This window comes from Xanthomonas sp. LMG 8993 (assembly GCF_009835065.2).
Classification (GTDB): domain Bacteria; phylum Pseudomonadota; class Gammaproteobacteria; order Xanthomonadales; family Xanthomonadaceae; genus Xanthomonas; species Xanthomonas arboricola.
The window spans coordinates 564,616-591,021 of sequence record NZ_QVIF02000001.1 but is presented as its reverse complement, the minus strand read 5'-3'; the positions used below and the strand labels follow the sequence as shown (position 1 = coordinate 591,021).

24 protein-coding genes, 1 tRNA gene and 1 other RNA gene are annotated in these 26,406 nt (G+C 65.8%); 14 read left to right on the top strand and 12 right to left on the bottom strand.

From position 1 onward, the window contains the following. Positions 1-57: 57 nt before the first annotated feature. From DYQ94_RS02500 to DYQ94_RS02490, 3 genes are all read right to left on the bottom strand, one after another. Positions 58-930: a sulfurtransferase gene (locus DYQ94_RS02500; RefSeq protein WP_024940682.1), complete on the bottom strand. Its 873-nt coding sequence runs from the start codon at positions 928-930 to the stop codon at positions 58-60. Continuing rightward, a complete protein-coding gene (locus tag DYQ94_RS02495) occupies positions 927-1,724 on the bottom strand; it encodes a CoA pyrophosphatase (protein ID WP_039511746.1) in 798 nt (265 codons plus the stop codon). The genes DYQ94_RS02500 and DYQ94_RS02495 overlap by 4 nt, the downstream gene beginning before the upstream one ends. A gap of 118 nt (positions 1,725-1,842) precedes the next feature. Further along, entirely contained in the window at positions 1,843-2,541 is a 699-nt protein-coding gene (locus DYQ94_RS02490; protein ID WP_016902469.1) for an FKBP-type peptidyl-prolyl cis-trans isomerase, read from the bottom strand. 163 nt (positions 2,542-2,704) lie between these two features. Between DYQ94_RS02490 and DYQ94_RS02485 the strand changes: the two genes are divergently transcribed. Genes DYQ94_RS02485 through nth form a run of 3 tightly spaced genes read left to right on the top strand, consistent with a single transcriptional unit; the run spans position 2,705 to position 4,585 of the window. Beyond that, on the top strand, positions 2,705-3,487 hold the full coding sequence (locus DYQ94_RS02485; protein WP_102256278.1) for an enoyl-CoA hydratase-related protein: 783 nt from the start codon (positions 2,705-2,707) through the stop codon (positions 3,485-3,487). A 10-nt stretch (positions 3,488-3,497) separates the two neighbouring features. Continuing rightward, the gene (locus tag DYQ94_RS02480) at positions 3,498-3,878 is read left to right on the top strand and encodes a hypothetical protein (RefSeq protein WP_126965587.1); all 381 of its coding nucleotides are present in this window, start codon (positions 3,498-3,500) and stop codon (positions 3,876-3,878) included. After that, entirely contained in the window at positions 3,875-4,585 is a 711-nt protein-coding gene (gene nth / locus DYQ94_RS02475) for an endonuclease III (protein WP_126965586.1), read from the top strand. The genes DYQ94_RS02480 and nth overlap by 4 nt, the downstream gene beginning before the upstream one ends. A gap of 211 nt (positions 4,586-4,796) precedes the next feature. Here the strand turns inward: nth and DYQ94_RS02470 are convergent, their stop codons facing one another. The 3 genes from DYQ94_RS02470 to DYQ94_RS02460 all read right to left on the bottom strand — a co-directional run bounded on the left by DYQ94_RS02470 (position 4,797) and on the right by DYQ94_RS02460 (position 7,416). Continuing rightward, positions 4,797-6,365 (bottom strand): SulP family inorganic anion transporter, encoded by a 1,569-nt coding sequence (locus DYQ94_RS02470; protein WP_024940435.1) that lies wholly within the window; start codon positions 6,363-6,365, stop codon positions 4,797-4,799. 11 nt (positions 6,366-6,376) lie between these two features. Continuing rightward, positions 6,377-7,057 (bottom strand): carbonic anhydrase, encoded by a 681-nt coding sequence (locus DYQ94_RS02465; RefSeq protein WP_016902474.1) that lies wholly within the window; start codon positions 7,055-7,057, stop codon positions 6,377-6,379. Between the two features lie 113 nt (positions 7,058-7,170). Next, the gene (locus tag DYQ94_RS02460; RefSeq protein WP_226427117.1) at positions 7,171-7,416 is read right to left on the bottom strand and encodes a hypothetical protein; all 246 of its coding nucleotides are present in this window, start codon (positions 7,414-7,416) and stop codon (positions 7,171-7,173) included. On the opposite strand from DYQ94_RS02460, the gene DYQ94_RS02455 reads away from it, so the two are divergent. From DYQ94_RS02455 to rnt, 10 genes are all read left to right on the top strand, one after another. Further along, complete coding sequence (locus tag DYQ94_RS02455; protein ID WP_241235237.1) at positions 7,315-7,734, top strand: hypothetical protein; 420 nt, start codon at positions 7,315-7,317, stop codon at positions 7,732-7,734. The two genes, DYQ94_RS02460 and DYQ94_RS02455, sit on opposite strands and share 102 nt — an antisense overlap. 93 nt (positions 7,735-7,827) lie before the next feature. Then, the gene (locus DYQ94_RS02450) at positions 7,828-9,078 is read left to right on the top strand and encodes an OprO/OprP family phosphate-selective porin (RefSeq protein ID WP_065032418.1); all 1,251 of its coding nucleotides are present in this window, start codon (positions 7,828-7,830) and stop codon (positions 9,076-9,078) included. A gap of 197 nt (positions 9,079-9,275) precedes the next feature. Next, entirely contained in the window at positions 9,276-10,295 is a 1,020-nt protein-coding gene (gene pstS / locus DYQ94_RS02445) for a phosphate ABC transporter substrate-binding protein PstS (protein ID WP_024940437.1), read from the top strand. A gap of 187 nt (positions 10,296-10,482) precedes the next feature. Next, entirely contained in the window at positions 10,483-11,574 is a 1,092-nt protein-coding gene (gene pstS / locus DYQ94_RS02440; RefSeq protein WP_046342269.1) for a phosphate ABC transporter substrate-binding protein PstS, read from the top strand. Positions 11,575-11,686: 112 nt separating this feature from the next. Continuing rightward, a complete protein-coding gene (gene pstC, locus DYQ94_RS02435; RefSeq protein WP_006450306.1) occupies positions 11,687-12,661 on the top strand; it encodes a phosphate ABC transporter permease subunit PstC in 975 nt (324 codons plus the stop codon). Next, positions 12,661-13,524, top strand: a complete 864-nt coding sequence (pstA, locus tag DYQ94_RS02430) for a phosphate ABC transporter permease PstA (RefSeq protein WP_039511726.1) — start codon at positions 12,661-12,663, stop codon at positions 13,522-13,524. Before pstC ends, pstA begins: the two co-directional genes overlap by 1 nt. Before the next feature lie 22 nt (positions 13,525-13,546). Beyond that, positions 13,547-14,377 carry a phosphate ABC transporter ATP-binding protein PstB gene (pstB, locus tag DYQ94_RS02425; protein ID WP_016902480.1) on the top strand — a complete coding sequence of 277 codons (831 nt, stop codon included), beginning with the start codon at positions 13,547-13,549 and terminating at the stop codon, positions 14,375-14,377. Between the two features lie 128 nt (positions 14,378-14,505). Next, the gene (phoU, locus tag DYQ94_RS02420; protein ID WP_005994733.1) at positions 14,506-15,216 is read left to right on the top strand and encodes a phosphate signaling complex protein PhoU; all 711 of its coding nucleotides are present in this window, start codon (positions 14,506-14,508) and stop codon (positions 15,214-15,216) included. Positions 15,217-15,338: 122 nt separating this feature from the next. Then, positions 15,339-15,737, top strand: a complete 399-nt coding sequence (locus DYQ94_RS02415) for an RcnB family protein (protein WP_126965585.1) — start codon at positions 15,339-15,341, stop codon at positions 15,735-15,737. A gap of 137 nt (positions 15,738-15,874) precedes the next feature. Further along, positions 15,875-16,516: a ribonuclease T gene (rnt, locus tag DYQ94_RS02410; RefSeq protein ID WP_102584351.1), complete on the top strand. Its 642-nt coding sequence runs from the start codon at positions 15,875-15,877 to the stop codon at positions 16,514-16,516. A 171-nt stretch (positions 16,517-16,687) separates the two neighbouring features. On the opposite strand, the gene DYQ94_RS02405 is transcribed toward rnt, so the two are convergent. From DYQ94_RS02405 to rnr, 5 genes are all read right to left on the bottom strand, one after another. Continuing rightward, on the bottom strand, positions 16,688-19,720 hold the full coding sequence (locus DYQ94_RS02405) for a ligand-binding sensor domain-containing diguanylate cyclase (RefSeq protein WP_160955089.1): 3,033 nt from the start codon (positions 19,718-19,720) through the stop codon (positions 16,688-16,690). 257 nt (positions 19,721-19,977) lie between these two features. Then, positions 19,978-20,053: non-coding RNA, sX9 sRNA (locus tag DYQ94_RS02400), on the bottom strand. Between the two features lie 67 nt (positions 20,054-20,120). Next, positions 20,121-20,873 carry a 23S rRNA (guanosine(2251)-2'-O)-methyltransferase RlmB gene (rlmB, locus tag DYQ94_RS02395; RefSeq protein ID WP_024940443.1) on the bottom strand — a complete coding sequence of 251 codons (753 nt, stop codon included), beginning with the start codon at positions 20,871-20,873 and terminating at the stop codon, positions 20,121-20,123. A 249-nt stretch (positions 20,874-21,122) separates the two neighbouring features. After that, entirely contained in the window at positions 21,123-21,596 is a 474-nt protein-coding gene (locus DYQ94_RS02390; protein WP_126965583.1) for a GFA family protein, read from the bottom strand. A 137-nt stretch (positions 21,597-21,733) separates the two neighbouring features. After that, entirely contained in the window at positions 21,734-24,280 is a 2,547-nt protein-coding gene (gene rnr / locus DYQ94_RS02385) for a ribonuclease R (RefSeq protein ID WP_160955090.1), read from the bottom strand. Positions 24,281-24,401: 121 nt separating this feature from the next. On the opposite strand from rnr, the gene DYQ94_RS02380 reads away from it, so the two are divergent. Further along, positions 24,402-24,488 (top strand) — tRNA-Leu (locus tag DYQ94_RS02380). Between the two features lie 230 nt (positions 24,489-24,718). Here DYQ94_RS02380 and DYQ94_RS02375 read toward each other — a convergent pair. Further along, positions 24,719-26,242, bottom strand: a complete 1,524-nt coding sequence (locus tag DYQ94_RS02375; RefSeq protein ID WP_104574966.1) for a platelet-activating factor acetylhydrolase IB subunit — start codon at positions 26,240-26,242, stop codon at positions 24,719-24,721. Positions 26,243-26,406: the final 164 nt, after the last annotated feature.

Genomic DNA, 26,406 nt, shown 5'->3' with positions numbered 1-26,406 from the left:
CGCGCAGCGAACCTGCGTCCCCACAGGTCACCGTTCCTGCCGCCATTGTGCCTGCAATCAGGGGCCGGTCGCGACCGGGCGTGTCGCATCCTGCAACCAACCGCTCCAGGAGCCGGCGTAAACGCGCGCGCCCGACAAGCCGGCCACTTCCAGCGCCAGCAGCAGATGGCAGGCGGTCACGCCCGAGCCGCACATCACCACTGCCTGCTCGGGGCGATACGCGCCCAGCAGCGTAGACAACTCGCTGCGTAGTTCCTCGGCCGGCTTGAAGCGACCATCGCGCAGGCTCACACCCAGCGGACGACTCACCGCACCGGGCACATGCCCGGCCACCGGATCGACCGGCTCCACCTCGCCGCGAAAACGCTCGGCGGCGCGTGCATCCAGCAACCAGCCCGGCGCCTGATCCAGCCGCGCCAGGATCTGCTCGGCCTCGACCACGGCATCGCCATCGAAGCTGCCCGGGTATGCCGCGCCATCGTGCAGTGCCGGCGGCTCGGTGCTTTCCGGCAACCCCGCCGCGCGCCAGGCGGCCAGCCCGCCATCGAGCACCGCCACGCGGCGATGCCCCAACAACCGCAGCATCCACCATGCCCGCGCCGCGGCCATGCTGCCGTCGGCGGCGTCGTAGATCACCACCTGGCTGTCCGGGTCGATCCCCCACTCGCCCAGCCGCCTGGCGAATGCCGCGCTGGTCGGCAGCGGATGCCGCCCTTGCGCAGGCTGTGACAGATCGGCCAGATCCTCGTCGAGATCGGCGTAGTGCGCGCCTGGCAGATGCCCCTGTGCATAGGCCTTGCGCGCTGCATCCGGGTCCGGCGCAGTCGGTGGCGCAGCGCGCGCGTCCAGCAGTCGCAACTGCGGATGCGGCAATGCCGCGGCCAGCGTGGCGCTGTCGACCAGCGTGGTCCAGTAGGGTTCCGCACTCATGCAACCTGCTCCAGACGACGACGAAGATTGAGGAGAATGGCCGCGGTGGCGCCCCAGATGCGGTGGCCGGGCCAGTCGTATTCCAGCACGCGGCGTGGCCGGCCGCGAAACTCCAGCTCCACGCTGCGCAGATTGTCCGGGTCCATCAGATAGGCCAACGGCACCTCGAACACCTCGGCCACTTCATCCGGCTGCGGCACCGCCACGAACGCCGGATCGATCACCGCCACCACCGGGGTGACGCGAAACCCGCTCACGGTCAGAAACGGATCCAGATATCCCAGCGCATGCACCTGGCCGGCGCCGAGCGCGATTTCCTCGCAGCTCTCGCGCAAGGCCGCAGCGGCCGCATCCGCATCCGACGGCTCGACCCGGCCACCGGGAAAACTGACCTGTCCGGCATGGTGACGCAGGCTGTCGGTGCGCCGGGTCAGCAGCACCATGGTGCCCTGCGCGCGCGGCACCAGACCGCACAGCACCGCGGCCTCGGCAGACGCGCCGCCTTCGGTCAGGTCGATCAATTCGGCATGATTCCAGCCCGGCCCGTCGGGCGCGGTGTCCAGCGCATACAACGCACGCTGCAGCTGCGCACATTCGGGCAGCCGCGCGGCCAACGCGCGCGCGGGCAGAACCGTGTGCAGATACTCCTGACGTTCGCCGTCGCTCATGCTCATCCAGCGTGCAATTTCATCCAGGCTGCGCAGGCAGCCGACACAGTGCGCCTGCGCGTCCAACGAACATACACCGATACACGGGCTGGGCAGGCCACTGCGGTTCGAATCCGTGTCGCTCATCGCTGGCTCCCGCCGCACCGCATCCTCACGCCGTCCGTCCATCCTGTCGCGCATCCGGTGGACCCAAACGACAACGCCGGCCTGGTGGCCGGCGTTGTCACAGCAACAGCAAACGCAATTACTTGACGCTGACCAGCTTGATCTCGAACTGCACGGCCACGTTCGGCGGGAACGGGGTACGCGGGTCGGCACCGTAGGCCTTCTCAGGCGGCAGGGTCACTTCCCACTTCGAGCCGGCCGGCATCTGCAGCAGCGTGTCGCGCATCGCCTGCATTTCGACTTCGCTGACCTTGATGGCCGGGATCTGCTGCGCAGGACGGGCCTTCTCGCGGTCGCCGAACGGGAACGGACCGGCCACTTCCAGCTGCACGGTGCTGGCCTGGGTCGGCTTGGCGCCCTTGCCGGCTTCGATCACGCGGTACTGCACGCCGCTCGGCAGCGTCTGCACGCCAGCGGTGCCCTTGTTCTTGGCCAGGAACTGGTCGCTCTTGGTCTTGTTGGCAGCAGCGGCCTTGTCGTATTCGGCCTTGGCCTGCTGGGCACGGCCCTGCTCACGCTTCTGGAACGCTTCGACAGCCGGCTTCAGCTGGTCGGCGGTGATCGCCGGCTGCTTCTTGGCATAGGCGTCCTGCAGACCCTTTACCACCGAGTTGATGTCGAGCTGCTCGCCGCGGCCGGTGAGTTCGGCAAGGTTGTTGCCGTAGTCATAGCCGAAGTAGTAGCTCAACTTGCCCTTCTCGGACGTCGTGTCCTGGGCCAGTGCATTGCCCGTCAGGGCCAGGGCCGCCACAGCGACCGCGATAGAACGCAACTTCATCAAACAATTCTCCAGGGTGGTGGCACAGGACGGGTCTGCCGCCTGAGATGACGCGCTAGGATAGCGGCCGCGATAGCGAACCGCTACTTATCACGAAAGCTATGACCAGCAAGGCTTTCGGAAGTTCCGCATTTACTAATTTTTTACGTTCGTAAGGATTTCCATGTCCAATCACGTCATTCTGATCGCCGACCACGCCAGTGTACGGACGATCACGGTCAATCGACCGGACAAACTGAACGCCTTGAACCAGGAAACGCTGCAGGCGCTGGATCACGCCTTCGCCGAGGCAGCGAGCGCGGACGACATCCGCGTGGTGGTATTGACCGGTGCCGGCCCCAAGGCGTTTGTCGCCGGCGCGGACATCGCCGAAATGCGCGATCTGTCGGCAATGCAGGGCCGCGAGTTCTCGCTGCTCGGCCAGCAGCTGATGCGCCGGATCGAGCGCATGCCCAAGCCGGTGATCGCCATGGTCAATGGCTTTGCACTTGGCGGCGGGCTGGAGCTGGCAATGGCCTGCCATCTGCGCATCGCCGCATCCAGCGCGCGTCTTGGGCAGCCGGAAATCAATCTTGGCCTGATCCCCGGCTTCGGCGGCACGCAACGGCTGTTGCGTCTGACCGGGCGAGCGGCAGCGCTGGAACTGTGCCTGCTCGGCCTGCCGATCGATGCTGCGCGCGCGTTCCAGTTGGGTCTGGTCAATCGCGTGGTCGAGCCGGAGGCATTGCAGGACGAAACCCTCGCCCTGGCACAACGCCTAGCCGCCGCCGCACCGCTCGCGCTGCGCGGCATCCTGGATGCGGTGGTGTTCGGTGGCGAATGCGCCATCGAGGAAGGCCTGCAGCTAGAGACCGCGCAATTTGCGCTGTTGTTCGCCAGCGACGACATGCGCGAAGGCACCGGCGCCTTTCTCGAAAAACGCCCCGCGCACTTTCTCAACCGCTGATCGGCCTGCCATGACGTTCGACCCCACATCGGCACCACGTCCACTGGCCCTGCAGCTGTTCGACTGCGTCCACGCCGACGATCTCGATCGTGCGTTGGCACTGGGCCTGATGGAGTACCGGCCCGATCCACGCGACGACCTGCTGGATCCGGCCTGCCCGCAACTGAGCGCGGTGCTGCTGGCCGCACAACAACGGCTACGCGATGCCTGGGCAGCACGCGACCGCTACCGTGCACGCGCCGCGCGCCTGCAACGTCGCGCTGCCGAACGCGATGCACGCCGGACGCCGGCAGCGGCGCCCAGCCAACCGGCGGCCGCCGCATTACCGCCGCTGGCTGCGGCCATCCTGACGCGCGCCAAGGCCAAGGCCGCTGGTGGAGCACAGCCATGAACGCGATCCACGTCACCGCGCCGGCACGGCGCGGCAGCAACATGCGCAAGCCCGAAATACAGGAGATGTTCGCGCGCCTGCGCGAGCTCAATCCGCACCCGACCACCGAGCTGGAATACACCACGCCGTTCGAGTTGCTGATCGCGGTGCTGCTTTCGGCACAAGCCACCGATGTCGGCGTCAACAAGGCCACCCGCAAGCTGTACCCGGTGGCCAATACCCCGCGCGACATTCTCGATCTGGGTGAAGAAGGCCTGAAGCGCTACATCGCCACGATTGGCCTGTTCAACGCCAAGGCCAAGAACGTCATTGCCACCTGCAGGATCCTGCTGGAGCAATACGGCGGCGAGGTGCCGCACGATCGCGCTGCACTGGAGGCCTTACCCGGCGTCGGCCGCAAGACCGCCAACGTCGTGCTCAACACCGCGTTCGGCGAGCCCACCATGGCGGTGGATACGCATATCTTCCGCGTCGCCAACCGCACCGGTCTTGCACCGGGCAAGGACGTGCGCGTGGTCGAGGACAAGCTGGTCAAGGTCATTCCGGCCGAATTCCTGCACGACGCACACCACTGGCTCATCCTGCATGGCCGCTACGTCTGCAAGGCACGCAAACCCGATTGCCCAGGCTGCGTGATCCACGACCTATGCCGCTACCGCGACAAGACCCCCGCACCCGGCGCACGGCCGACAACGCCAAAAGGCTAACCGCGCGTCTCAACAACCAACCAACCCGCAAACCGACGGCCAAGCAATCACGCCGGCAAGGCCAGCGTGCGCTTTTACGAATCCCAAATCCCGACTCCCCAATCCCCGCCCAAAAAAAAATCGCGACCGGGATGATGCGTCTTGCGGCGCCATGCATCACCCGGTCACGATAGATGTCACCCGGCGCGAGCGCCGGGCGTCTGCAGCAGGTCTACGCCGCCTTGGCTTGCTCCACGCGCTGTTCGACCAGCGCGCTTTCCACCGTCGGCTGGCCTTCCACGCGTCGATCCAGCTCTTTCCAGTCCACTACCAGCTCGCAGCCGCGCGAGGCCGCGTTCCGGCTCCAGTCGCGCAGCAACTCGATGCAGGCGTGGTCGACGTGATGCAGCTTGGCCACGTCCAGATGCAATGCGGTGTTCGGCGGCACGCTTTCCAGCGTACGCGCCATCGCCGGCACCTTCAGGAACGTCGCCGAACCCTGCAGGGTCAGATGCATCTCGTCCTTCTTGTGCTCGTGCTCACGCACGTCCACCTTCAGGCGCGAAGAATGCAGGGCCAGACGGAACAACGACAGGCCGAAGCCGATCAGCACGCCGGTCAGCAGGTCGGTCGCCACGATCGCGAAGGTGGTCGCCAGGTAGATCGCCGCGGTGCCACGGCCATAGGTCGCCAGCTCCTTGACCTGCCCGATCTTGATCATCTTCACGCCCGTGTAGACCAGGATGCCGGCCAGACACGCCACCGGCGTCATCCGCAACAGCCACGGCAGCAGCATTGCGAACACCAGCAACCAGCCGCCATGCAGCACCGTGGACATGCGCGTGGCCGCACCGGCCTGCACATTGGCCGCGCTACGCACGATCACGCCGGTCATCGGCAATGCGCCCAGGAAGCCGCACAGCATATTGCCCACGCCCTGCGCCGCCAGCTCACGGTCGTACTGCGTACGCGCGCCCTGATGCATGCGATCCACCGCCGCCGCCGACAGCAAGGTCTCTGCGCTGGCGATGAAGGCAAAGGTCACCGCCGACACCAGCAAGGTCGCATTGAACACGCCGAAGATGTCCGCGACGCTGGGGATGCTGATCGCCGAGAACAGATTGGTCGGCACGTCGACCTTGTTGACGTTCAGGCCCTGCAACTGCACCGTCGCCGTGACCACCACCACCGCGATCAACGCACCCGGCAAAAAGCGCAGACGCTGCGGACGCAGCTTGTCCCAGGCCAGGATGATGCCGATGGTGGCCAGGCCCACGAACAACGCGGTACGGCCGGTTCCTTCGGTGATCGCCTGCCACACCACGGCCGGCAAAGCAGCGAAGTTTTCCAGGCCGCGCGCCTTGGGAGCGGCATCCATCAGCACATGCGCCTGCGAGGCCACGATCAGGATGCCGATGCCCGACAACATGCCGGCCACCACGGCCGGCGACGTCATCCGGAACCACACACCTGCGCGGCACAGGCCGGCAATCAACTGAATCGCACCGGCCAGCAGGATCACCGGACCGAGGGCGGCAACGCCATGCTCGCGAACCAGCTCGAACACCAACACAGCCAGGCCGGCGGCCGGTCCGCTCACCTGCAGAGGAGAGCCCGCCAGGAAGCCGACGACCAGCCCACCGATGATGCCGGTGATCAGACCTGCGGCCGGCGGCATGCCGGAAGCGATCGCAATGCCCATACACAACGGGAGCGCGACGAGGAAGACCACGACAGACGACAACAAATCACGTCCGAACAGTCCCTGGCGGAAATATCCGCCGATACCTGATGTGTTCATGATGTGCTCCGTCAGGCGAGTTCAGCGCGCACGACTTGCTGCAGTCGCGGACGTGGGGTGGCTTCGGGGGTGTTGTCCGCCAACAACGGACGGAAGCCACCCTTCTCGGCATCGAAGGCGCGGATCTCGCCATGGGCGATGTCATAGATCCAGCCATGAATGCGCAAGGTGCCGGCCGCCAGACGCGCGGCGACCACCGGCTGCGTACGCAGATGGTCCAGCTGCGAGACCACGTTCTCTTCGGTCATGCAGCTCAGCGCTTCCTGGCTATGCGGATCGTGCCCGTGATGGGCAGTGACGTGACGCGCTGCATCGGTGTGCTTGAGCCAGGCCGCCACGGACGGCACGTCTTCCAGCGATTCCGGCTTGAGCACCGCCTTCATTGCGCCACAGTCGGTATGACCGCAGATCACGATGTGCCGCACGCCCAGTACGGCGATGGCGTATTCGATCGCCGCAACCACGCCGCTGACGTGCTGGGAGTAAGGCGGCACCACATTGCCGATGTTGCGATAGACGAACAGTTCGCCCGGCTGTGCGGAGAAGATCAGCTCCGGCATGACACGCGAATCGGCGCAGGTGATGAACAACGTATGCGGACTCTGGCCACCGGCCAGTTCCTGAAAGCGCGCACTCTGGCGCGGATACACTTCCTTACGGAAATGACGAAAACCTTCTAGCAAACTTTCCATGGGAGATACCTCTAGGCAACGGATGGCTCTCCGCGGCGCAAACCGCGAAGTGCAAAGACGAACAAGTCAAAGGAATCCGGTGCGCTGCACCGGTTGACGCGACTAACGGAGGATCAGGCGCGCACTGCGTTGGGAGGACGCAGTTGCGGGATCAAGTCGCGTTTTTGAGTTGCCGGCGCGTAATGCGCGTACCAAGAGGGGAAATAACGTGCGACCACCGGCCATGCCTGGGAGAGCAAGGGGATATCGTCTGCAGAATGGGTATCGACCTGGGTCTGTGCGTCCCCGTCGCCCTGCAGATCATCGGCTGCATCACGTTCTTCGCCAGCGTCCGCCATTACCGCCACGCCGTCGCCCACAAGCGCATCGTGGATGCGGCTGTGCGCATCGGCCGCCGACCACGCAGTGAGCGCGAGCAGGCAGACCAACAGCAACTGGAGGAATCGAGGAAACATGGCCTCGAAACTAACAATTTAGAACGCGCCTGTGCAAGTGGTGCGACGCACAAAGCGCTTGATACGCCGCAGTTCCACTTGGTTGGTTCAGGTCGCAATAAGCTTGAGCTCGCTGAAACGGTGAACTGCGCCACTGTCACATCTGTCATACGACGCGGTCTGTTCAGACTCATGACACACACTGACAAAAAACAAACGCGCGTAAATCTTTGTCTTTGTTGACAAAAATCAGATTGCAGCGCGATCTGAAGTTGTCACATTAACGCAACTTTCACGCCATAGCCTGCGCTCACTTTCTCAGGTCGCAAGGCACATATGAAACTTTCTCCCACCCTGCTTGGCTCCGCCCTGCTGCTGGCGCTGGCCGCACCCGCCGCGCACGCCGAAATCGCCATCGACGTGATCGGCGGCTCGGAGATGTCGCTCGAAGGCCTGGTCCAGGCCGACGGCAACTGGTTCCACAACGATGTGCAGGACCTCAATGGCCCGATCGGTGCCAACGGCGACAATTCCGAATTCAGCATCCGCCGTGCCGAGCTGGTGCTCAAGGGCAAGGGCCCGGGCAATTTCGAATGGGTGGCCGGTTACGACCCGAGCGTGCTGAAGGAAGTCACCATCCGCGGCACCACCATCCGCAGCACCGGGCGTTTCCTCGACAACAACATCAAGTACAAGTTCGCCGGCAACGCCAACAACTATCTGCAGGTCGGCCAGTTCAAGCAGCCCAACAGCCTGGAAGAGCTGTCCAGCACCAAGAACAACGACTTCGTCTCCAAGGCCGCAGTGACCAACACCTATGGCATCTCGCGCCGGCTGGGCGTGGCCTACGGCATGGGCGACAACGACTGGAGCATTACCGCCAGTGCGTTCGGCCGCGAACTGACCCGCAACCAGGCACACGGCAGCGGCTACGGCGCGCGCGGCACCTGGGCGCCGATCAACGAGAGCGGCAACGTGCTGCACTTCGGCCTGAGCTACCTGGGTTACGACACCGACGACGACACCCTGCGCCTGCGCGCACGCCCCGACGCCGACCTGACCACGGTGCGCCTGATCGACAGCGGCGCCATCACCAACGTGGACCGCGTGGGTGTGGCCGGCGCCGAGGCAATGTGGATCACCGGCCCGTTCAAGCTGCAGAGCGAGTTCTTCCAGGAAAACGCCAAGCGCATCGGCAACAACGCCAACGATTACAAGAGTGACGGCTGGTACGTCAGCGGCGTCTGGAACATCACCGGCGAGACCTGGGGCTACAAGGCCGGCGTGCCGACCACCCCGCTGCCGAACGCGCCGGCCTCGGGGATGTGGCAGCTGGCGGTGCGCTACGACACCCTGGACCTCAACGACGGCCACCTGGTCTCCAACGGCACCACGCCGTTCGTGGACGGCGTGCTGGGCGGCAAGATGGATGTGTGCACGATCGGTGCCAACTGGTACTGGCGCTCCAACTTCAAGTTCGCACTCGACTACGCGAAGGTGGAAAGCACCCGTTACAACAGCGCCACGCGTGGCCTGGTCGACGACAACCCGTCGATCATCGAGGCACGTGCGCAGTTCTATTGGTAAGTGCGCGCTGGATCGGCTGCCGTGCTGCGCTCCCGTGAGCGTGCCACGGCGGCAATCACCCTGATCCCACCCGGCAACGCGCCCCGCCGCAACGCCGTCATCTGCATGTCATCTCCCGGACATCGCGCAGTCATGCCCCTGCCCTGCAATGGCACGACCGCGGGACGTCCTCATCCCTTCGCTACAGGAGCTGTTCCGTGATCCACTCTCTGAAGACCCGTCTGGCCGTCGGCGTGCTCACCGCCTCGCTGGCCTTGTGCGCCCAGGCCGCCGATGTCACCGGCGCCGGTGCGTCGTTCATCTACCCGGTGATGTCCAAGTGGTCGGCCGACTACAACGCGGCCACCAAGAAGCAGGTCAACTACCAATCGATCGGTTCGGGCGGCGGCATCGCCCAGATCAAGGCAGCCAGCGTGGATTTCGGCTCGTCCGATGCGCCGCTCAAGCCGGAAGAACTGGCCGCGGCCGGCCTGGCGCAATTTCCGTCGGTGATCGGCGGCGTGGTGCCGGTGGTCAACGTGCCCGGCGTGGCGGCAGGCGCGCTGAAACTGGACGGCAAGACCCTGGGCGACATCTTCCTGGGCAAGGTCAGCACCTGGAACGACCCGGCGATCGCCGCGCTCAACCCGGGCGTCAAGCTGCCCGACGGCAAGATCACCGTGGTGCATCGCTCCGACGGTTCGGGCACCAGCTTCAACTTCACCAACTACCTGTCCAAGGTCAACCCGGACTGGAAGGGCAAGGTCGGCGAAGGCACCGCGGTGCAGTGGCCGACCGGCATCGGCGGCAAGGGCAACGAGGGCGTGGCTGCGTACGTGAAGCAGATCAAGGGCGGCATCGGCTACGTCGAGCTGTCGTATGCGCTGCAGAACAAGATGGCCTACACCGCGATGAAGAACGCCGCCGGCAAGTTCGTGCAGCCTTCCGACGAGACCTTTGCCGCCGCCGCCAACAGCGCCGACTGGGGCAACAGCAAGGACTTCTACCTGGTGATGACCAATGCCTCCGGCGACAACGCTTGGCCGATCACCGCCACCAACTTCATCCTGGTGCAGAAGAAGCCCAAGAACGCGGCCGGCCTCAAGAACACGCTGGAGTTCTTCCGCTGGGTCTACAGCAAGGGCGATGCGCAGGCCAAGCAGCTGGACTACGTGCCGCTGCCGGACAGCCTGGTAACCCAGATCGAAAGCTACTGGGCCAAGAACCTGCCCAAGTAACGCCAGCCACAGCGACAGGAACGACGCCGTCTCTCTCCCCGGCGTCGGCACCGGGACGCGGCCCCCACGGGGTCGCGTCTTTTTTGTGATGCCTTCTTCAAAAGGCACTGTCATGCACGTGTAACAAAAACATCATTTCATAGCGTGGTCTGCCGGGTCCCCCGGCCAACCCAGCCTCGGAGCTTCCATGAAACTGCAGTCGGCCAGCCTGACCGCCCTGTCTCTCACCATCGCCCTCGCCCTAGCCGCCTGCTCGCCCGGCAAGGATGCGCAGTCCGGCGATACCGCCAAGGGTTCCCCCAGCGCAGGCGCCACCGCCGGCGACAGCAAGAGCGCCGAGATCTCCGGCGCCGGTGCCTCCTTCATCTATCCGCTGGTCTCCAAGTGGTCGGCCGACTACAACGCCGCCACCGGCAACAAGGTGAACTACCAGTCGATCGGCTCCGGCGGCGGTATTGCGCAGATCAAGGCCGGCACGGTGGACTTCGGTTCGACCGACAAGCCGCTGGACAGCGCCGAACTGCAGCAAGCCGGCCTGGGCCAGTTCCCGTCGGCGATCGGCGGCGTGGTGCCGGTGGTGAACCTGGAAGGCATCGCACCGGGCAAGCTGCGCCTGACCGGCGCGCTGCTGGGCGACATCTTCCTGGGCAAGGTCACGATGTGGAACGACGCGGCGATCGTCGCGGCCAATCCGGGCGTGACGCTGCCGGCGACCAAGATCAACCTGGTGCATCGCTCCGATGGTTCGGGCACCACCTTCAACTTCTCCAACTACCTGTCCAAGGTCAGCCCGGAGTGGAAGAGCAAGGTCGGCGAAGGCACCTCGGTGCAGTGGCCAGGTGGCGTCGGCGGCAAGGGCAATGAAGGCGTGGCCTCGTACGTGCAGCAGATCAAGGGTTCGATCGGTTATGTCGAACTGGCCTACGCCCTGCAGAACAAGATGCCCTACGCCTCGCTGCAGAATGCGGCCGGACAGTGGGTGGAGCCGAATGCGGAAAGCTTCGCCGCCGCTGCCGCCAGCGCCGACTGGGCCAACGCCAAGGATTTCAACCTGGTGATCACCAACGCACCGGGCGAGAAGGCCTGGCCGATCACCGCGACCAACTTCATGCTGATGCACAAGCAGCCCAAGGATGCCGCGCGCAGCAAGGCAACGCTGGACTTCTTCAAGTGGGCGCTGGACAACGGCCAGGCCCAGGCCAGCGAACTGCATTACGTGCCGCTGCCGCCGGAACTGGTCAAGCAGATCCAGGCCTACTGGGCCAGCGAGTTCAAGTGATGCCCTGCACCCGCTGTCATGGCGGGCTGCGCTGCGGTGAGGTGCCTGCGGGCGCCTCGCCGTTCCTGCTGTCTCACGCTCCCGCCAGTGCGCGGGTGACGAGTCCAATCGAATGAATGCCACCGCCATTCCCGAAGCGATGACCGCCCCGCGCGGCCGCGACCTGCGCGATGCACGTGCCGATCGCCTGTTCAAGCTTGCGCTGGCCGCCACGGTCGTCTTCGTCCTGTTGGCGCTCGGCAGCGCCGCGCTGTCGATGCTGTGGGGCGGGCGCCATGCCTTGCAGATGCAGGGCCTGAGCTTTTTCTATTCCGCCGACTGGAATCCGGTGGAAAACAAATACGGCGCGCTGGCGCCGATCTACGGCACCCTGGTCACCGCATTGATTGCGATGGTGATTGCGGTGCCGGTGAGTTTCGGTATCGCGTTCTTCCTCACCGAGGTGGCGCCGCGCTGGTTGCGCGGCCCGGTCGGCACCGCCATCGAACTGCTGGCCGGCATCCCGTCGATCATCTACGGCATGTGGGGCCTGTTCGTGCTGGTGCCGGTGATGACCGAGCACGTGACGCCCTGGCTCAACGATCACCTGGGCACGCTGCCGCTGATCGGCCCGTTGTTCCAGGGCCCGCCGTTGGGAATCGGGTTGCTGACCGCAGGCTTCGTGCTGGCGATCATGGTGATTCCGTTCATCTCCTCGGTGATGCGCGAGGTGTTCCTGACCGTGCCGACGCGCCTGAAGGAATCGGCGTATGCGCTGGGGTCGACCAAATGGGAAGTCAGCTGGGACATCGTGCTGCCCTATACCCGCTCTGCGGTGATCGGTGGCGTGTTCCTGGGCCTGGGCCGTGCGCTGGGCGAAACCATGGCGGTGGCGTTCGTGGTCGGCAACACGGTGCGGCTGTCGCCGTCGCTGCTGGAGCCCGGCACCACCATCGCCGCGCTGATCGCCAATGACTTCGGCGAGGCCACCGAAACCTATCGCTCGGCATTGCTGCTACTGGGCTTTGTCTTGTTCATCGTGACCTTCATCGTGCTGGCGATTGCGCGCTTCATGCTGATGCAGCTGTCGCGTCGGGAGGGCAACTGATGTCCTCGGTCTCGCAATCGCTGTACAACCGCCGCCGCGTGACCAACGCGATCGCACTGTTGCTGTCCTGCGTCACCGCGGTGTTCGGCCTGTTCTTCCTGGCCTGGATCCTGTGGACCTTGTTGTCCAAGGGCGTGCCGGGCATCGACGTCAACCTGTTTACCAAGATGACACCGCCGCCGATGCAGGAAGGCGGCCTGCTCAATGCCTTCTTCGGCAGTGCGGTGATGTGCGGCCTGGCGCTGGCGATCGGCACGCCACTGGGCATTGCCGCCGGCACCTGGCTGGCCGAATACGGCAATGCACGCAAGGCCGGGTTGGTGGTGCGCTTCGTCAACGACATCTTGTTGTCGGCACCGTCGATCGTGCTGGGGTTGTTCGTCTACACGCTGTACGTGATGCAGACCGGCGGGCGCTTCTCCGCGTTTGCTGGCGCGCTGTCGCTGGCCTTCATCGTGCTGCCGGTGGTGGTGCGCACCACCGACGAAATGCTGCGCCTAGTGCCGGCGCAGATGCGCGAAGCGGCGTTGTCGCTGGGCATCCCGCAATGGAAGGTCACCGTGCAGGTGCTGTATCGCGCCGCATCGGCCGGCATCCTCACCGGCATCCTGCTGGCCCTGGCCCGCATCAGCGGCGAGACCGCGCCGTTGCTGTTCACCGCCTTCGGCAATCAGTACTGGAACAGCAACGTGTTCCAGCCGATGGCCAGCGTGCCGGTGATCATGAATCAGTTCGCCGGCAGCCCCTACGAGACCTGGCAGACCCTGGCCTGGTCCGGCGCGCTGGTGCTGACCGTGTTCGTGCTGCTGGTGAGCCTGGGCGCGCGCGCCCTGCTATTGCGCAACAAGATTTCCAATGACTGACCTCTCCCTCCGGACACCCGACATGAACGATCTCCAAAACGCCATGCCGATGCATCGCATCGCCGTTCCGGCCGCCAAGGGAGCACCGGCCGCGCAGGCGCCGGTGAAAGTGGCCGCACGCAATCTGGATTTCTATTACGACAAGTACCACGCGCTCAAGGGCATCAACATCGAGATTCCGGAAAAGCGCGTCACTGCGCTGATCGGGCCGTCGGGTTGCGGCAAGTCCACCCTGCTGCGCATCTTCAACCGCATCTATGCGCTGTATCCGAAGATGGAAGCGCGCGGCGAAGTGCTGCTGGACAACGAAAACATCCTGTCGCCGAAGTACCCGATGAACCGGCTGCGCAGCAAGGTCGGCATGGTGTTCCAGAAGCCGGTGCCGTTTCCGATGACGATCTTCGAAAACGTCGCCTACGGCATCCGCCACCACGAAAAACTGTCCAAGGCCGACATGCAGAACCGGGTCGAGCAGGCGCTGCGCCAGGGCGCGCTGTGGGACGAGGTCAAGGACAAGCTGGGGCAAAGCGCGCTGGGCCTGTCCGGCGGTCAGCAGCAGCGGCTGTGCATCGCACGCGCGGTGGCGCTACGCCCGGACGTGTTGCTGCTGGACGAACCGACCTCGGCGCTGGATCCGATTTCCACCAGCCGTATCGAGCAGCTGGTGGAAGAACTCAAGCGCGAATACACCATCGTGATCGTGACCCACAACATGCAGCAGGCGGCACGTGTCTCCGACTACACCGCCTTCATGTACCTGGGCGACCTGATCGAGCATGACCGCACCGAAACGATTTTCTCCCAGCCGTCCAAGCAGCAGACCGAGGACTACATCACCGGCCGTTTCGGTTGATGTAAGGCGGGCCATCGCAACGCCGCATTGACGCAGCTCCGCCGCACTGCCCGGCACGACATTTGCATCACTCGCGATGTCGCCAGGGGTACGGCGGACATCCACCACCGCCACGAATCGAGATCACGATGAACCAGCACCTCAACGACCATATCGTCAAAAGCTACGACGAGGAGCAGCACCGTCTTGTCGCCGAGATCGTGCGCATGGGCGACACGGCGGTGGCGCAGCTGGAAGCCGCACTGGATGTGGTGGAGCGTCGCGACGACAACGCCGCGCATCGCATCGTGGTCAACGACGAGGCGATCGATGCGTTGGAGCATGCGATCAGCCACGACGTGATGCGGCTGGCGTTGCGTGGGCCGATGGCGCGCGACCTGCGCGAGATCCTGGCCGGCCTGCGCATTCCCGCCGATATCGAACGCATCGGCGATTACGCGGCCAATGTCGCCAAGCGCTCGATCGCGCTCAATTCCGCACCGCCGCTGCCGCAGACGGTGGGCCTGCGTGCGCTCGGCCAGATGGCCGCCGATGCCGTGCGCGAAGCGGTGCAGGCATACCGCAACAAGGATGCCGATGCGGCCATCCGCGTACGCGATGAAGATGCACGCCTGGATGCGCAATACACTGCGCTGTTCCGCGAGTTGCTGACCTACATGATGGAAGACCCGCGCAACATCACTCCCTGCACGCACCTGCTGTTCATGGCCAAGAACCTGGAGCGCATCGGCGACCACGCCACCAACATCGCCGAGAACGTGTGGTTCCTGGTCCACGGCGAACAGCCGCTGCCGCCGCGCCTGAAGCGCGACGACACCAGCACCACCGGCGTCATCTGATCGCAACAAGTGCCGGCGGCATCTACCGGCACAGGTCGCAACGCCTTATTTCATTACGTATTCAGCTCCAAATGCCTACGGTGAACTCGCACAGGCTGTTCCTGTGACGCAGGAGTAGGCAGATGAAACGCATCATCGGATCCCTCATGGTTGTATCGCTGCTCACGTCCGGCGCAGCGTTCGCCACGCCGCAGCAGCATGACGACCGCGACCGCAGCGCGCAGCACCACGACGCGCATGGCCCGGACCGCCGCGACGATCATCGCGACGACAGACACGATGACAAGCGTGACCACCGCCCCAGCGCGCACAACGACGACCACCGCAACGATCGTCGCGGCCCGCCGTACCGGCGTGGCGAACGTCTGGCACCGGATCATCGCGGTACGCGGGTGGCCGACTACCGCAAGCATCACTTGAACACGCCGCAGCGCGGGCACGAATGGCGCCGCGTGGACAACAACTACGTGCTGATTGCGGTGGCCACCGGGCTGATTGCAAGCGTGGTCGCCGCCCGCTGACGCCAGCGGTGTAGCACAGCTTCCGGGCCCGATCCGTGGCAACACGGGTCGGGCTTTTGTTTGCCGGATCGCCGCTCAGTACACGCGGGCAGGCCGCCAGCTGCCACGATCGGGCCGGCCGTACGACCTGCTAGGCTATGCCGATGAACGAACCGGTCGACCTGCAACCTGCCCCCTCCTTCCTGCCCATGTCGCGGCGCTTCCGCGGCTATCTGCCCGTGGTGGTGGATGTGGAAACAGGAGGTTTCGACTGGAACAAGCACGCCCTGCTGGAAATTGCCTGCGTGCCGATCGAAATGGATGCCGACGGGCGGTTCTTCCCCGGCGACACCGCCAGTGCCCATCTGGTGCCGGCGCCAGGACTGGAGATCGACCCGAAGTCGCTGGAGATCACCGGCATCGTGCTCGACCACCCGTTCCGCTTCGCCAAGCAGGAAAAGGACGCGCTGGACCATGTGTTCGCGCCGGTGCGTGCGGCAGTGAAGAAGTACGGCTGCCAGCGCGCGATCCTGGTCGGCCATAACGCGCATTTCGACCTGAACTTCCTCAACGCCGCAGTTGCGCGCGTGGGCCACAAACGCAACCCGTTCCATCCTTTCAGCGTGTTCGACACCGTGACCCTGGCCGGCGTGGCGTACGGGCAGACCGTGCTGGCGCGCGCGGCACAAGCCGCAGGCCTGGAATGGAACGCCGCCGATGCGCATAGCGCGGTCTACGACACCGAGCAGACCGCGCGGCTGTTTTGCACGATCGCCAATGCCTGGCCGGGGCCTGTTTGAGCGGGGATTGGGCATTGGGGATTGGGGATTCGCAAAGGCACGCTGCCTGACGCGTCCCTTCTGCTGAGCCACGATGCTCCGCACGCAATGGCACAGCCAGTCGGTGGGTTCTAAAGCAGACCAACGCACTGCCCTTGCCAATCCCCAATCCCGATTCCCCAATCCCAGCACCTATCCCACCCCGATGCGATCGCGCCCCGCGCTCTTGGCCTGGTACAGCGCCTGATCGGCGCGCTGCATCAGCGATGAGCCGGTGTCGTCGTCGCGCAACTGGGCCACGCCGGCACTGAAGGTCACCTGCAGGCCTTCCACGCCGCCCCAGCCGTGGCGCGCGTGGAACAGCGCGCGGATGCGCTGGCACAGCGCCTGTGCATCCTCCAGCGTCGTGTCGGCCAGCAGCAGGGCGAACTCTTCGCCGCCCAGGCGCGCCGGCAGGTCCGACGCGCGCGCGGCGGCGGTCAGCAGCACACCGACTTCGTGCAATACCGCATCGCCACTGGCGTGCGAATAGTGGTCGTTGATGCGCTTGAAATGATCGATATCCAGAATCGCCAGCACCAACGGCCGCCCGCTGCGGCGTGCGCGGCTGATGTCGCGCGCCAGCGCCTCGTCGAAATGCCTGCGGTTGGGCAGCCCGGTCAGGGCGTCCTCGTGCGCCTGGCGCTCGAACACATCCGACTTGATGCGCAGCCGTGTCAGCAGCTCGCTCTTTTCCTGGTTGGCCTGCAGCAAACGCTGCGCCTGCAGTTGCAGATCTTCGGTGCGTTTGCGCACCAGTTCGGCCAGGCGTGCGTTATGGCTCTTATAGCGGCGTAGCAGGAACCGATACACCAGCGCCAGCAATAAAATCGCACCCAGTACCGCGGCAAGACGCACGTCCTGGCGCTGCCACCACAGCGGCAGCACCTCGAACGCCCACACCGCCTCGTGCGGACTCCATGCACCGCCCGGGTGACGGGCCGCTACATGCAGACGGTAGCGCCCCGGCGGCAGGCCGATGAATTCCACGCTGCGTTGCCGGCCACGCTCGGTCCAGTCGCTGTCCAGGCCTTCCAGGCGCGTGCGGTACTCGATCCGCTCCGGCAGCAGAAAGCTCATGCCGACATAGGACACGTTCAGGCGGTGCCCGCCCGGCAGGCGTGCCTGCTGCCGCCATGTCAGCGGACGTGCGTCCTGCTGCACGCTTTCGATCACCGCCGGCGGCGCGCGCCGCTCGCGAAAGCGCTGCAGGCGCGCCGGGTCGACCGTACTCACGCCGCCGGCGGTGACCACCCAGATCGAGCCATCGGCACGCGCGATCATGCTCGGCCCGGAGCTGCCGTTGGCCTGCGCGTTGCCCATGCCGTCGATCTCGCCATAGCGTTCGATGACCAGCCGGGCGCGTCCATCGGCAACCGCGTTGAGCAGGGTGAGCTGCGTGCGCAACACGCCGCGATTGCTGCTGATCCAGGCATTGCCGAACCGGTCGCCGACCAGCTGGAACACCGTATCGACCGGCATGCCCTGCTCCAGCCCCACGCGTGCGAGCCTGCCGTTGCGCACCCGGTACAGGCCGCGATCGGTCGAGATCCAGACAGCGTCACCGATGCGCTGAAAACCGAACACGCTCCGCGCGCCGCCCAGGGCTTCAAGATTCAATTGCTGCAGTTTTCCGGCGCGCAGTACCGCCGCGCCGTCGACCGAGCCGATCCACAGCGCACCATCGATGCTGGCCAGCGCGGTCACCACGCCATCGGGCAGGCCGTCGACCGCCAGGGGCACCCGCTTGCCGTTCACCAGCTTCACCACGCCGCGCTGCGTGGCCAGCCATACCACGCCTGAGTCGTCGATCACGATGGCGCGGATATGCCCGCTGGGAATGCTCTCGGCGTCGCCGTAATGCCGCAGCAGGCGTCCGTCGTGCAGCACGAAGACGCCATCGGCATACGTGCCCACCCACAGATCGCCGTGCCGATCCAGCGCCAGGCTGAGCACCGAGAGCTTGCGCCCGGATGGCGTGGCCACCGCCACCGGCACGATGCGCCCGTCCGGCAGCATCCGATCCAGGCCGGCGGTGCTGGCGATCCACAGGCTGCCGTCGCGGTCTTCCAGCACCGCGCGGGCGTAGTCGCCGCTCAGCCCATCGCGTTGGCTGTAACTGCTGAATAGGGTTTCGCGCAGCCGAAACAGCCCGCCGTTGGCGCCGACCCAGATGCTGCCTTCGGCATCCTCGCGCAGGCTGACGATGCGCCCGGTCGGCAGGCTGCGACCAGCCGGCAGATGCTCCACTCCATGACTGCCGATGCGCAGCAGCCCCTGATTTTCGCTGCCCAGCCACAGGTCGCCATGGTGGTCCTGCAGCATCGCGGTGAAATGGCCCTGCCCGGGCACCCGCCGTACCAGCTCGGCAGTCTCGCCCCGCAGCCGATACAGCTGCTCGCCGGCGACGACCCACAGCGTGCCGTCCGGCGCGCGGTATGGCCACGCCAGCCCGGGTGGCAGGCCGAACGCGGCCGGGGCGCGATGCATGCGTCCGTCCGGTTCGCGATAGATCAGGCCGTCCAGCGTGCCGATCAGCAGCCGGCCTTGGTCGTCGAACGCCATGCGCGGAAAGCTGCTCTGCAGCGGCACGCCATCGCGCGGCGGAAAATACTCGAAGCGCCCATCCGGCCACAGGCAGCCCAGCCCGTGGCCCTCGAACAGCAACCACATGCGACCGCGCGCATCCATGGTCATTGCATGGATCAGCGCCTGCGGCCACTGTCCCTGCCGCTGCCAGTGCCGCCACTGCCCGTCGCTGCCGTGCCGCACCAGATTGCCGCGCGCATCGCTGAGCCACAGCGCCCCGTCGTGGTCGACGTACAAGGCGCCGACGCCATTGTCGGGCAGGCCGGGACGCGTGCTGCGGTCGATGATGCCGAATTCCAGGCCGTTGTAACGCACCAGGCCTTCCCAGGTGGCGAACCACAGGTAGCCATCGCGGGTCTGGGCGATATCGCGCAAGGAGTTGTGCGGCAGGCCGTTACGCGAGCTCCAGCTGTCGATCGCGTAGTCGCGCAATGGCGCCGTGCCGGCCGGTGCAGCCAGTGCCGCGAGTGAGCACAGCGCCAGCAGCATGCAGACGACGGCACCGAGCCAGCGCTGCGGCCGCTTGTCTCCCCGTGCCGACGCCTTGGCATCGCATCCGTTCTCGCCCGTCGACCAGGCCCCCGCCCCATCTCTCATCAGACATAACACGCCGTTCGCTGGCGATATGGTAGGCAAAAACGGGCACGCGCGCCGGTCAATCGTCGCACGCCTTGGTCAACGTCATGCGCGGCGGGCCACCTGCGCGCCCGGCACTGCAGCGGCAAGCGCACCGGCGCCGTTGTTTGCGCAGATCGGCCACTGCGTGGGTGCGCGGATCGAACCGCGCCGCATGCGCGATCTCGCCATGCCGATCGACCTGCGCTCGCCATTGGCACGCACGTGCGATGCAGAGTGGTTGGCGACACAGAGCGAACAGTCGCCAGCTGGATGCGGACGACGCGCAGCAAGCGCAGTGCACGGGTGGTGCGTGCCGAGTCGGGGCATCGGCCACGCCCGCGCCCACCTGGCGGTGAGCGCAGTCGTTTCGGTGGCCGCCTCAGGCGCCCAGGCGCTGGCGTACCGCTTCGAACAGGGTCACACCGGCGGCCACTGACACGTTGAGGCTTTCGATATCGCCCGGCATCGGGATCTTGACCAGACCATCGCAATGCTCGCGGGTGAGACGACGCAGGCCGTCGGCCTCGCCGCCGAGCACCAGCCCGACGTTGCCGCGCAGGTCCACGCTGTACAGCGACGCCTCGGCTTCACCGGCCAGGCCATACAGCCACACGCCCTGCTTCTGCAGATCGCGCAGGCAACGCGCCAGATTGGTCACCGCGACCACCGGAATACGGTCGGCCGCACCGGCCGAGGTCTTGCGCACGGTCGCGTTGACCGTGGCCGACTTGTCCTTGGGAATGACCACTGCAGTGACGCCGGCCGCGGCCGCGCTGCGCAGGCATGCGCCGAGATTGTGCGGGTCCTGCACGCCATCGAGGATCAGCAGCAAGGCACGTCCCTCGGCGGCGGTCACCAGCGCTTCGAGCTCGTTTTCGGCCCACAGCCGCGCTGCGGCATAGCGGGCGACCACGCCCTGGTGGCGCACCTGCCCACCGACGCCATCGAGTGCCTGGGTATTGACCCGGCGCACGTCGATGCCCTTGCGGCGGGCCTGCTCTTCGATTTCGATCAGGCGCGGATTCTTGCTGCCGGCCTCGATCAAGACCTCGCGCACGTTGTCGGCGTCGTTCTCGACGGACGAGGCGACGGCGTTGACGCCGACGATCCACTGATTCTGCTTGCTGCTCATTGCGCCGGATACGAAGAGATAAAGGGGAATGGTAGGGCCTGCGGCCTGCCACGTCACGGCCGGAGCGCAGACGGCGCTGGCGGCAAGGAGATCGCGGTGCTCCTGGGCCACGGCCAGAACTTCAGCACGCTGTACGGCCGATTGCGGGGATCGAAGATGGCGCTCGTACCGTTGTGATGGTGCCGGCACCTGCACGCACCCCGCTGTCGCGCGCCCCTGCGGTAGGCACTCACGCCTGCGGGCGCGGACTCACACTGGCCACTGCGCGGTATCGTGATCCGGGTGCTGCCTTGACACCACATCGGCCAGAAAGGTCAATGCGGCGACATCGTCCTCGGTGGTGCGCGCCGGTAGATCGGCCAATGCATCGACAAACGGCAGCTTGCGCTCCACCCCGTACTGGATCACCGGAGGCAACCGCTCGGGCGTATCGAACGCACCGGCAGCAATCGCCAGGCCGTCGGGCGCTTCATAGGTCAGCGGCGTTCCACATTCGGCGCAGAAGCCACGCAACACCAACGATGAAGAGGCGAAGCGCTTCGGCTCGCCGCGTGTCCAGCTGAACTCGGTACCGCGCACCGAAACCAACGGCGCGTAGTAGGCACCGAAGGCCTTTTGACACATGCGGCAATGGCAGATCGAGGCGTCCGTCAGCCTGCCGCGCACGTGGAAACGCACGGCACCGCATTGGCAGCCACCGCTGTACTCGATTGCTGCGTCCATCGTCGCCTCAAGCCTTGAAAGTGGGTATCCAGCGCGCGTTGCAAGCGTCTGCCCGCAACGACCTGCCGCTCATATCCGGCGGTCCGCACGCATCGCGAGCCGCCGTCGGACGGCGGCTCGCGGTCCTGAAGACGCGCTTAGTACTGCCTCTTCTTGCGCTTGGCCGGCTGAGCACTCGGCGGCGGCGGCGGTTCGGGCGAATCGCCGCGATCCTCTGCCAGGCGGAAGTCGATCTTGCGCTCCTCCATGCTGGCTTTCAGCACCAGCACCCGCACCGGATCGCCCAGACGGAACGTGCGGCCACGGCGCTCGCCACTGAGCGTCTTGCGAATCGGATCGAACTGGTAATAGTCCTGCGGCAGCTGGGTGACATGCACCAGGCCATTGACCTTGGACTGGGTCAACTCCACGAACAGGCCGAACCCGGTCACGCCGCTGATCACGCCATCGAACTGGCCGCCGACATGCTTTTCCATCCACGCGGCGCGATACCGCTCGTCGACTTCACGTTCGGCTTCGTCGGCACGCCGACCACGCTCGGAACACTGCAGCGACAAGGCCGCCATCTGACGCGGGGTATAGATGTATTTTTCCGGGCTGGCGCCGGTCAGGGCGTGCTTGATCGCGCGGTGCACCAGCAGGTCCGGGTAACGCCGGATCGGCGAGGTGAAGTGCGCATACGCCTCCAGCGCCAGACCGAAGTGACCGTTGTTGTCCGGCGAATACACCGCCAGGCTCTGGCTGCGCAGCAGCACCGATTCCAGCAGCGCCGCATCCGGGCGCGCACGCACCTTCTTCAGCAACTTGGTGTAGTCGCCGGGGCGCACCTTGCTCCATGCCGGCAGGCTCAGCTGGAATTCCTTGAGGAACTCCAGCAGGTCTTCGTACTTGCTCTCCGGCGGCCGCTCGTGCACGCGGTACGGCGCCGGCACATGCATGCTCAGCAGGTAACGCGCGGCCTCGACGTTGGCGGCGATCATGCATTCTTCGATCAACTTGTGCGCATCGTTGCGCACCAGCATGCCGGCCTGGGTGACTTCGCCGGTGTTGTCGAGCACGAAGCGCACTTCGGAGGTTTCGAACTCGATCGCGCCACGCTGCGTGCGCGCCTTGGACAGCACGTTGTACAGCTGGTGCAGGCGCTGCACCTGCGGCAGCAACGGGCCGATGAAGGCCTTGGTGTCGGCGTCGTCTTCGCCCACCGCCTTCCAGACCTGGTTATAGGTCAGGCGCGCATGCGAGTTCATCACCGCTTCGTAGAAACGCGAACCGGTGACTTCGCCGTCGCGCCCCACCTGCATGTCGCAGACAAAGCACATGCGGTCGACCTTGGGCATCAGCGAGCAGATGCCGTTGGACAGCGTCTCCGGCAGCATCGGCACCACGAACCCCGGGAAATACACCGAGGTGGCACGCTTCTGTGCTTCATCGTCCAGCGGCGTGCCCGGACGCACATAGTTGGACACGTCGGCGATCGCCACCACCAGACGGAAACCGTCGACATTGGGCTCGCAATACACCGCGTCGTCGAAATCCTTGGCGTCTTCGCCGTCGATGGTGACCAGCGGCATCTGCCGCAGATCCACGCGCCCGCCGATCATCTGCGGCTCGACCACCAACGGCACTGCCGCGGCCTCGTCCAGCACTTCCTGCGGAAATTCGTGCGGCAGCTCATGGCCGTGGATGGCCATCTCCACCACCAGCGACGGGGTGAGCTTGTCGCCGAGCACCGCGATGATCTTGCCGATCGCCGGGCGCCGCGCGTCCGGCGGCGCGATCAGTTCGCACACCACCAACTGCCCTTCGCGCGCCTCGCCGATACCGTCAGGTGCGATCTGCACGTTGCGTTGCACGCGCTTGTCGTCCGGGTCGACATAGGCCACGCCATGCTCGTAGAAGAAGCGTCCGAGCATGCGCGACATGCGGCGTTCGAGCACGCGGGCGATCGCACCTTCGCGACGGCCGCGGCGGTCGATGCCGGTGACGTTGGCCAGCGCACGATCGCCGTGCATGACCTTGCGCATTTCATAAGGCGGCAGGAACAGGTCGTCGCCACCCTCGTCCGGCTTGAGGAAACCGAAGCCTTCCGGATTGGCGATCACCACGCCGGCGATCAGGCTGGTCTGCTGCACCGGCGCGTAGCCGCCGCGACGGTTCTGCACCAGCTGCGCTTCGCGCACCATCGCTGCAAGGCGCTTGCCCAGCGCGTCGATGCGGTCGCTGAGATTGAGTTGTTCGGCGATTTCCTCGGCGGTCTGCGGGCCATCGCAGGCGTCGAGCAACTGCAGGATGGCCTCGCGGCTGGCGATCGGCTCGGCGTAGCGCAGTGCCTCGCGGTCGGCATGCGGGTCCTTGAACTCCGCCGCCGGCGCGGACGCTTCGGTCGGCGCCTGCTGGAAGCGTTCCGGCGGCGGCGCCGGCGGACCGCTCTTGCGCGGATGCGGTGCGCGTGGTGCCGGCGGCGTGGGCAGCGCAGGCGCTACCGGCAGCTCTGGCGAAGCGTTGGCGGCCTTGTCGGCAGCGCGTTTGTTGGCGGACTTGGTCGACGCACCGGCGGCGGCGCGGACCAGGAAGTCCGGCATCCAGCCCGGCAACTTCTGCTTTTCGGCGGTGGTGGACTCGCCCGGGCTGGTGGACTTGCGGCGACTGGGCCGATCGGAATCTGGGGTGTTTTTCTTTGTCATTGCTTACATGGTACCCCTTGCGGCCGCGCCATGGGCGGCACGCCTCGCCTGGCCGGTCGCAATTGCCTGCCACCAGGCATTGACAAGCCCGCCGGGAGTCTGCAAAATTCGCGGCTCACCTGCCCAGGTGGCGGAATTGGTAGACGCACTAGCTTCAGGTGCTAGCGGGGGCAACTTCGTGGAGGTTCGAGTCCTCTTCTGGGCACCAGTTTAAAAAGACCTCCGAGCGATCGGGGGTCTTCTGGTTTCTGGGGTCCGAAAAGTTCTGCTGGTAGCCGTGCGCCTGCGTTGCCGGCCGATGGCAGCCCGCTATTGATCGGCGGCCGGCGCTTCATTCCGCTCACGCCATGACGCGGCAACCGTGCAACCGGATAGCCTGCTACACGACAGCAGCGCCCTCTTCGACGCCGCTGCCCTGACTCCGCAGCGCAGGACGGCCTATGGCGTTGCCGTGATGCCTGCCTCGCGCAGCGCCGTGGCCCAGATCGCGTACCCGGTCTCACTGGGATGGGTGCCGTCGGGCATCAGCGCCTCGGGCAAGGTCCCGTCCGGCTGCAGCATCCGAGGACCGATGTCGACCAGACGCACGGACCGATCCTTGCCATAACGCGCGGCCAGCAGCCGATTGGTCTCGGCAATGGGCGCGCGCTGCGCATCCCCGGCATCGCGGCCGCGCGGCATGATCGCCATCAGGATCAGCTGACTCCTGGGCAAACGGCGACGCACCTCGCTCACCACCGCCTCCACGCCCTGGGCGGTCTCGGCCGGCGTGGAGGCGCGCGCTTGCGCGGTGCCGGTGAGGTTGTTGGTGCCGATATGCAGCACCACCCAGCGCGGATCCAGGCCGTCGAGCTCGCCCTGGCGGATGCGCCACAGCACGTTCTGGGTGCGGTCCCAGCCAAAGCCCAGATTCAGCACCGGGACCCTGCCGTACAACCAGCTCCAGGACTCGGGGCCACTGACACGCGTGGCCTGCGGTGTGCCGGCCCAGAAGTGCGTGATCGAATCGCCGATCATCACCACCTCGGGCTTGAGCGTGCGCGCTGCGGCCAGCGCCGCATGGTGACGCGCATACCAGTCGTAGGAGTCCTGCTCCAGACGGTCGACCGGAATCAGCGAGGTCGCAAAATCGCGGCCCAGCGCGGCAACCGGCTTGACCGGCGGCTCGCCCAGCAGGCGCGCCAGGGTCGGCTCGATCGCCTCGGCCAGCATGCGCTGACCTTGCGTGTCCGGATGCAGGGCAGCAGCCGGCGGGCGGAAGCGGGTGTCGTAAAACAGCTCGGTGCGCAGCTTGCCGTCGCGCTGGAAGATCGACCCCACATCCAGATAGGTCACGCGTGGATTGTCGCCATAGCGCACCGCCAGGCCCTGGTTGATCTGCGCATCGCGGCGCGACTTCTCGCCGGAGATGTCGCTGGGCAGCACACCCACCAGCAAGATCTGGGTGCGCGGCAATTTTTGTTCGATCGCCGCCACCACCGCATCGATACCGAGCTGGGCCTGCTCCGCGGTCTGGCCGAGGTGGCCGGTGTTGTTGGTACCAATCAATACCAGCGCGACCTTGGGCTGCAGGCCATCGACCTCACCATTGGCCAGCCGCCACAGCACGTTCTCGGTGCCGTCGCCGCTGAAGCCCAGGTTGAGCGCGCCACGGCTGCCGTAGAAGGTCTGCCAGGTCGGCTGAAAATCCTCGTCCGGTGCCTTGGCTTTTTCGTAGTTCTGGGTGATCGAATCGCCGATCAACAACAGCGGCGTGTCGGCGTGCTGTTTCACCTGCTCCAGCACCTGCGCATGCCGCTGCGCCCACCAGGCTTCCTGCAGGCGGTCGGTGGGCACGATCGAAGGCGGTGGCGTTTGCGCACTTGCCGCAGCGCAGACCAGCAACAGCCCCCAACACACCAGCACCGGAACACAGGCCGACAACGAAAGGCGGGAAAACACAGCGTGCAAGGACCGGGGCATGCGCGCACCAGAGGCCAGAGAAGCTGCGATTGTGATCCGCGCGCGCCGCGCGCGACAAGGTCGGGCGCAACTACGCGCGATGTAAGACTGTGACGTTGCTTGCGGTGTGCCGGCGCCAGGCCAATGACACGGTGCCTCTGTGACATCTGAGCGCCCACGTTTGC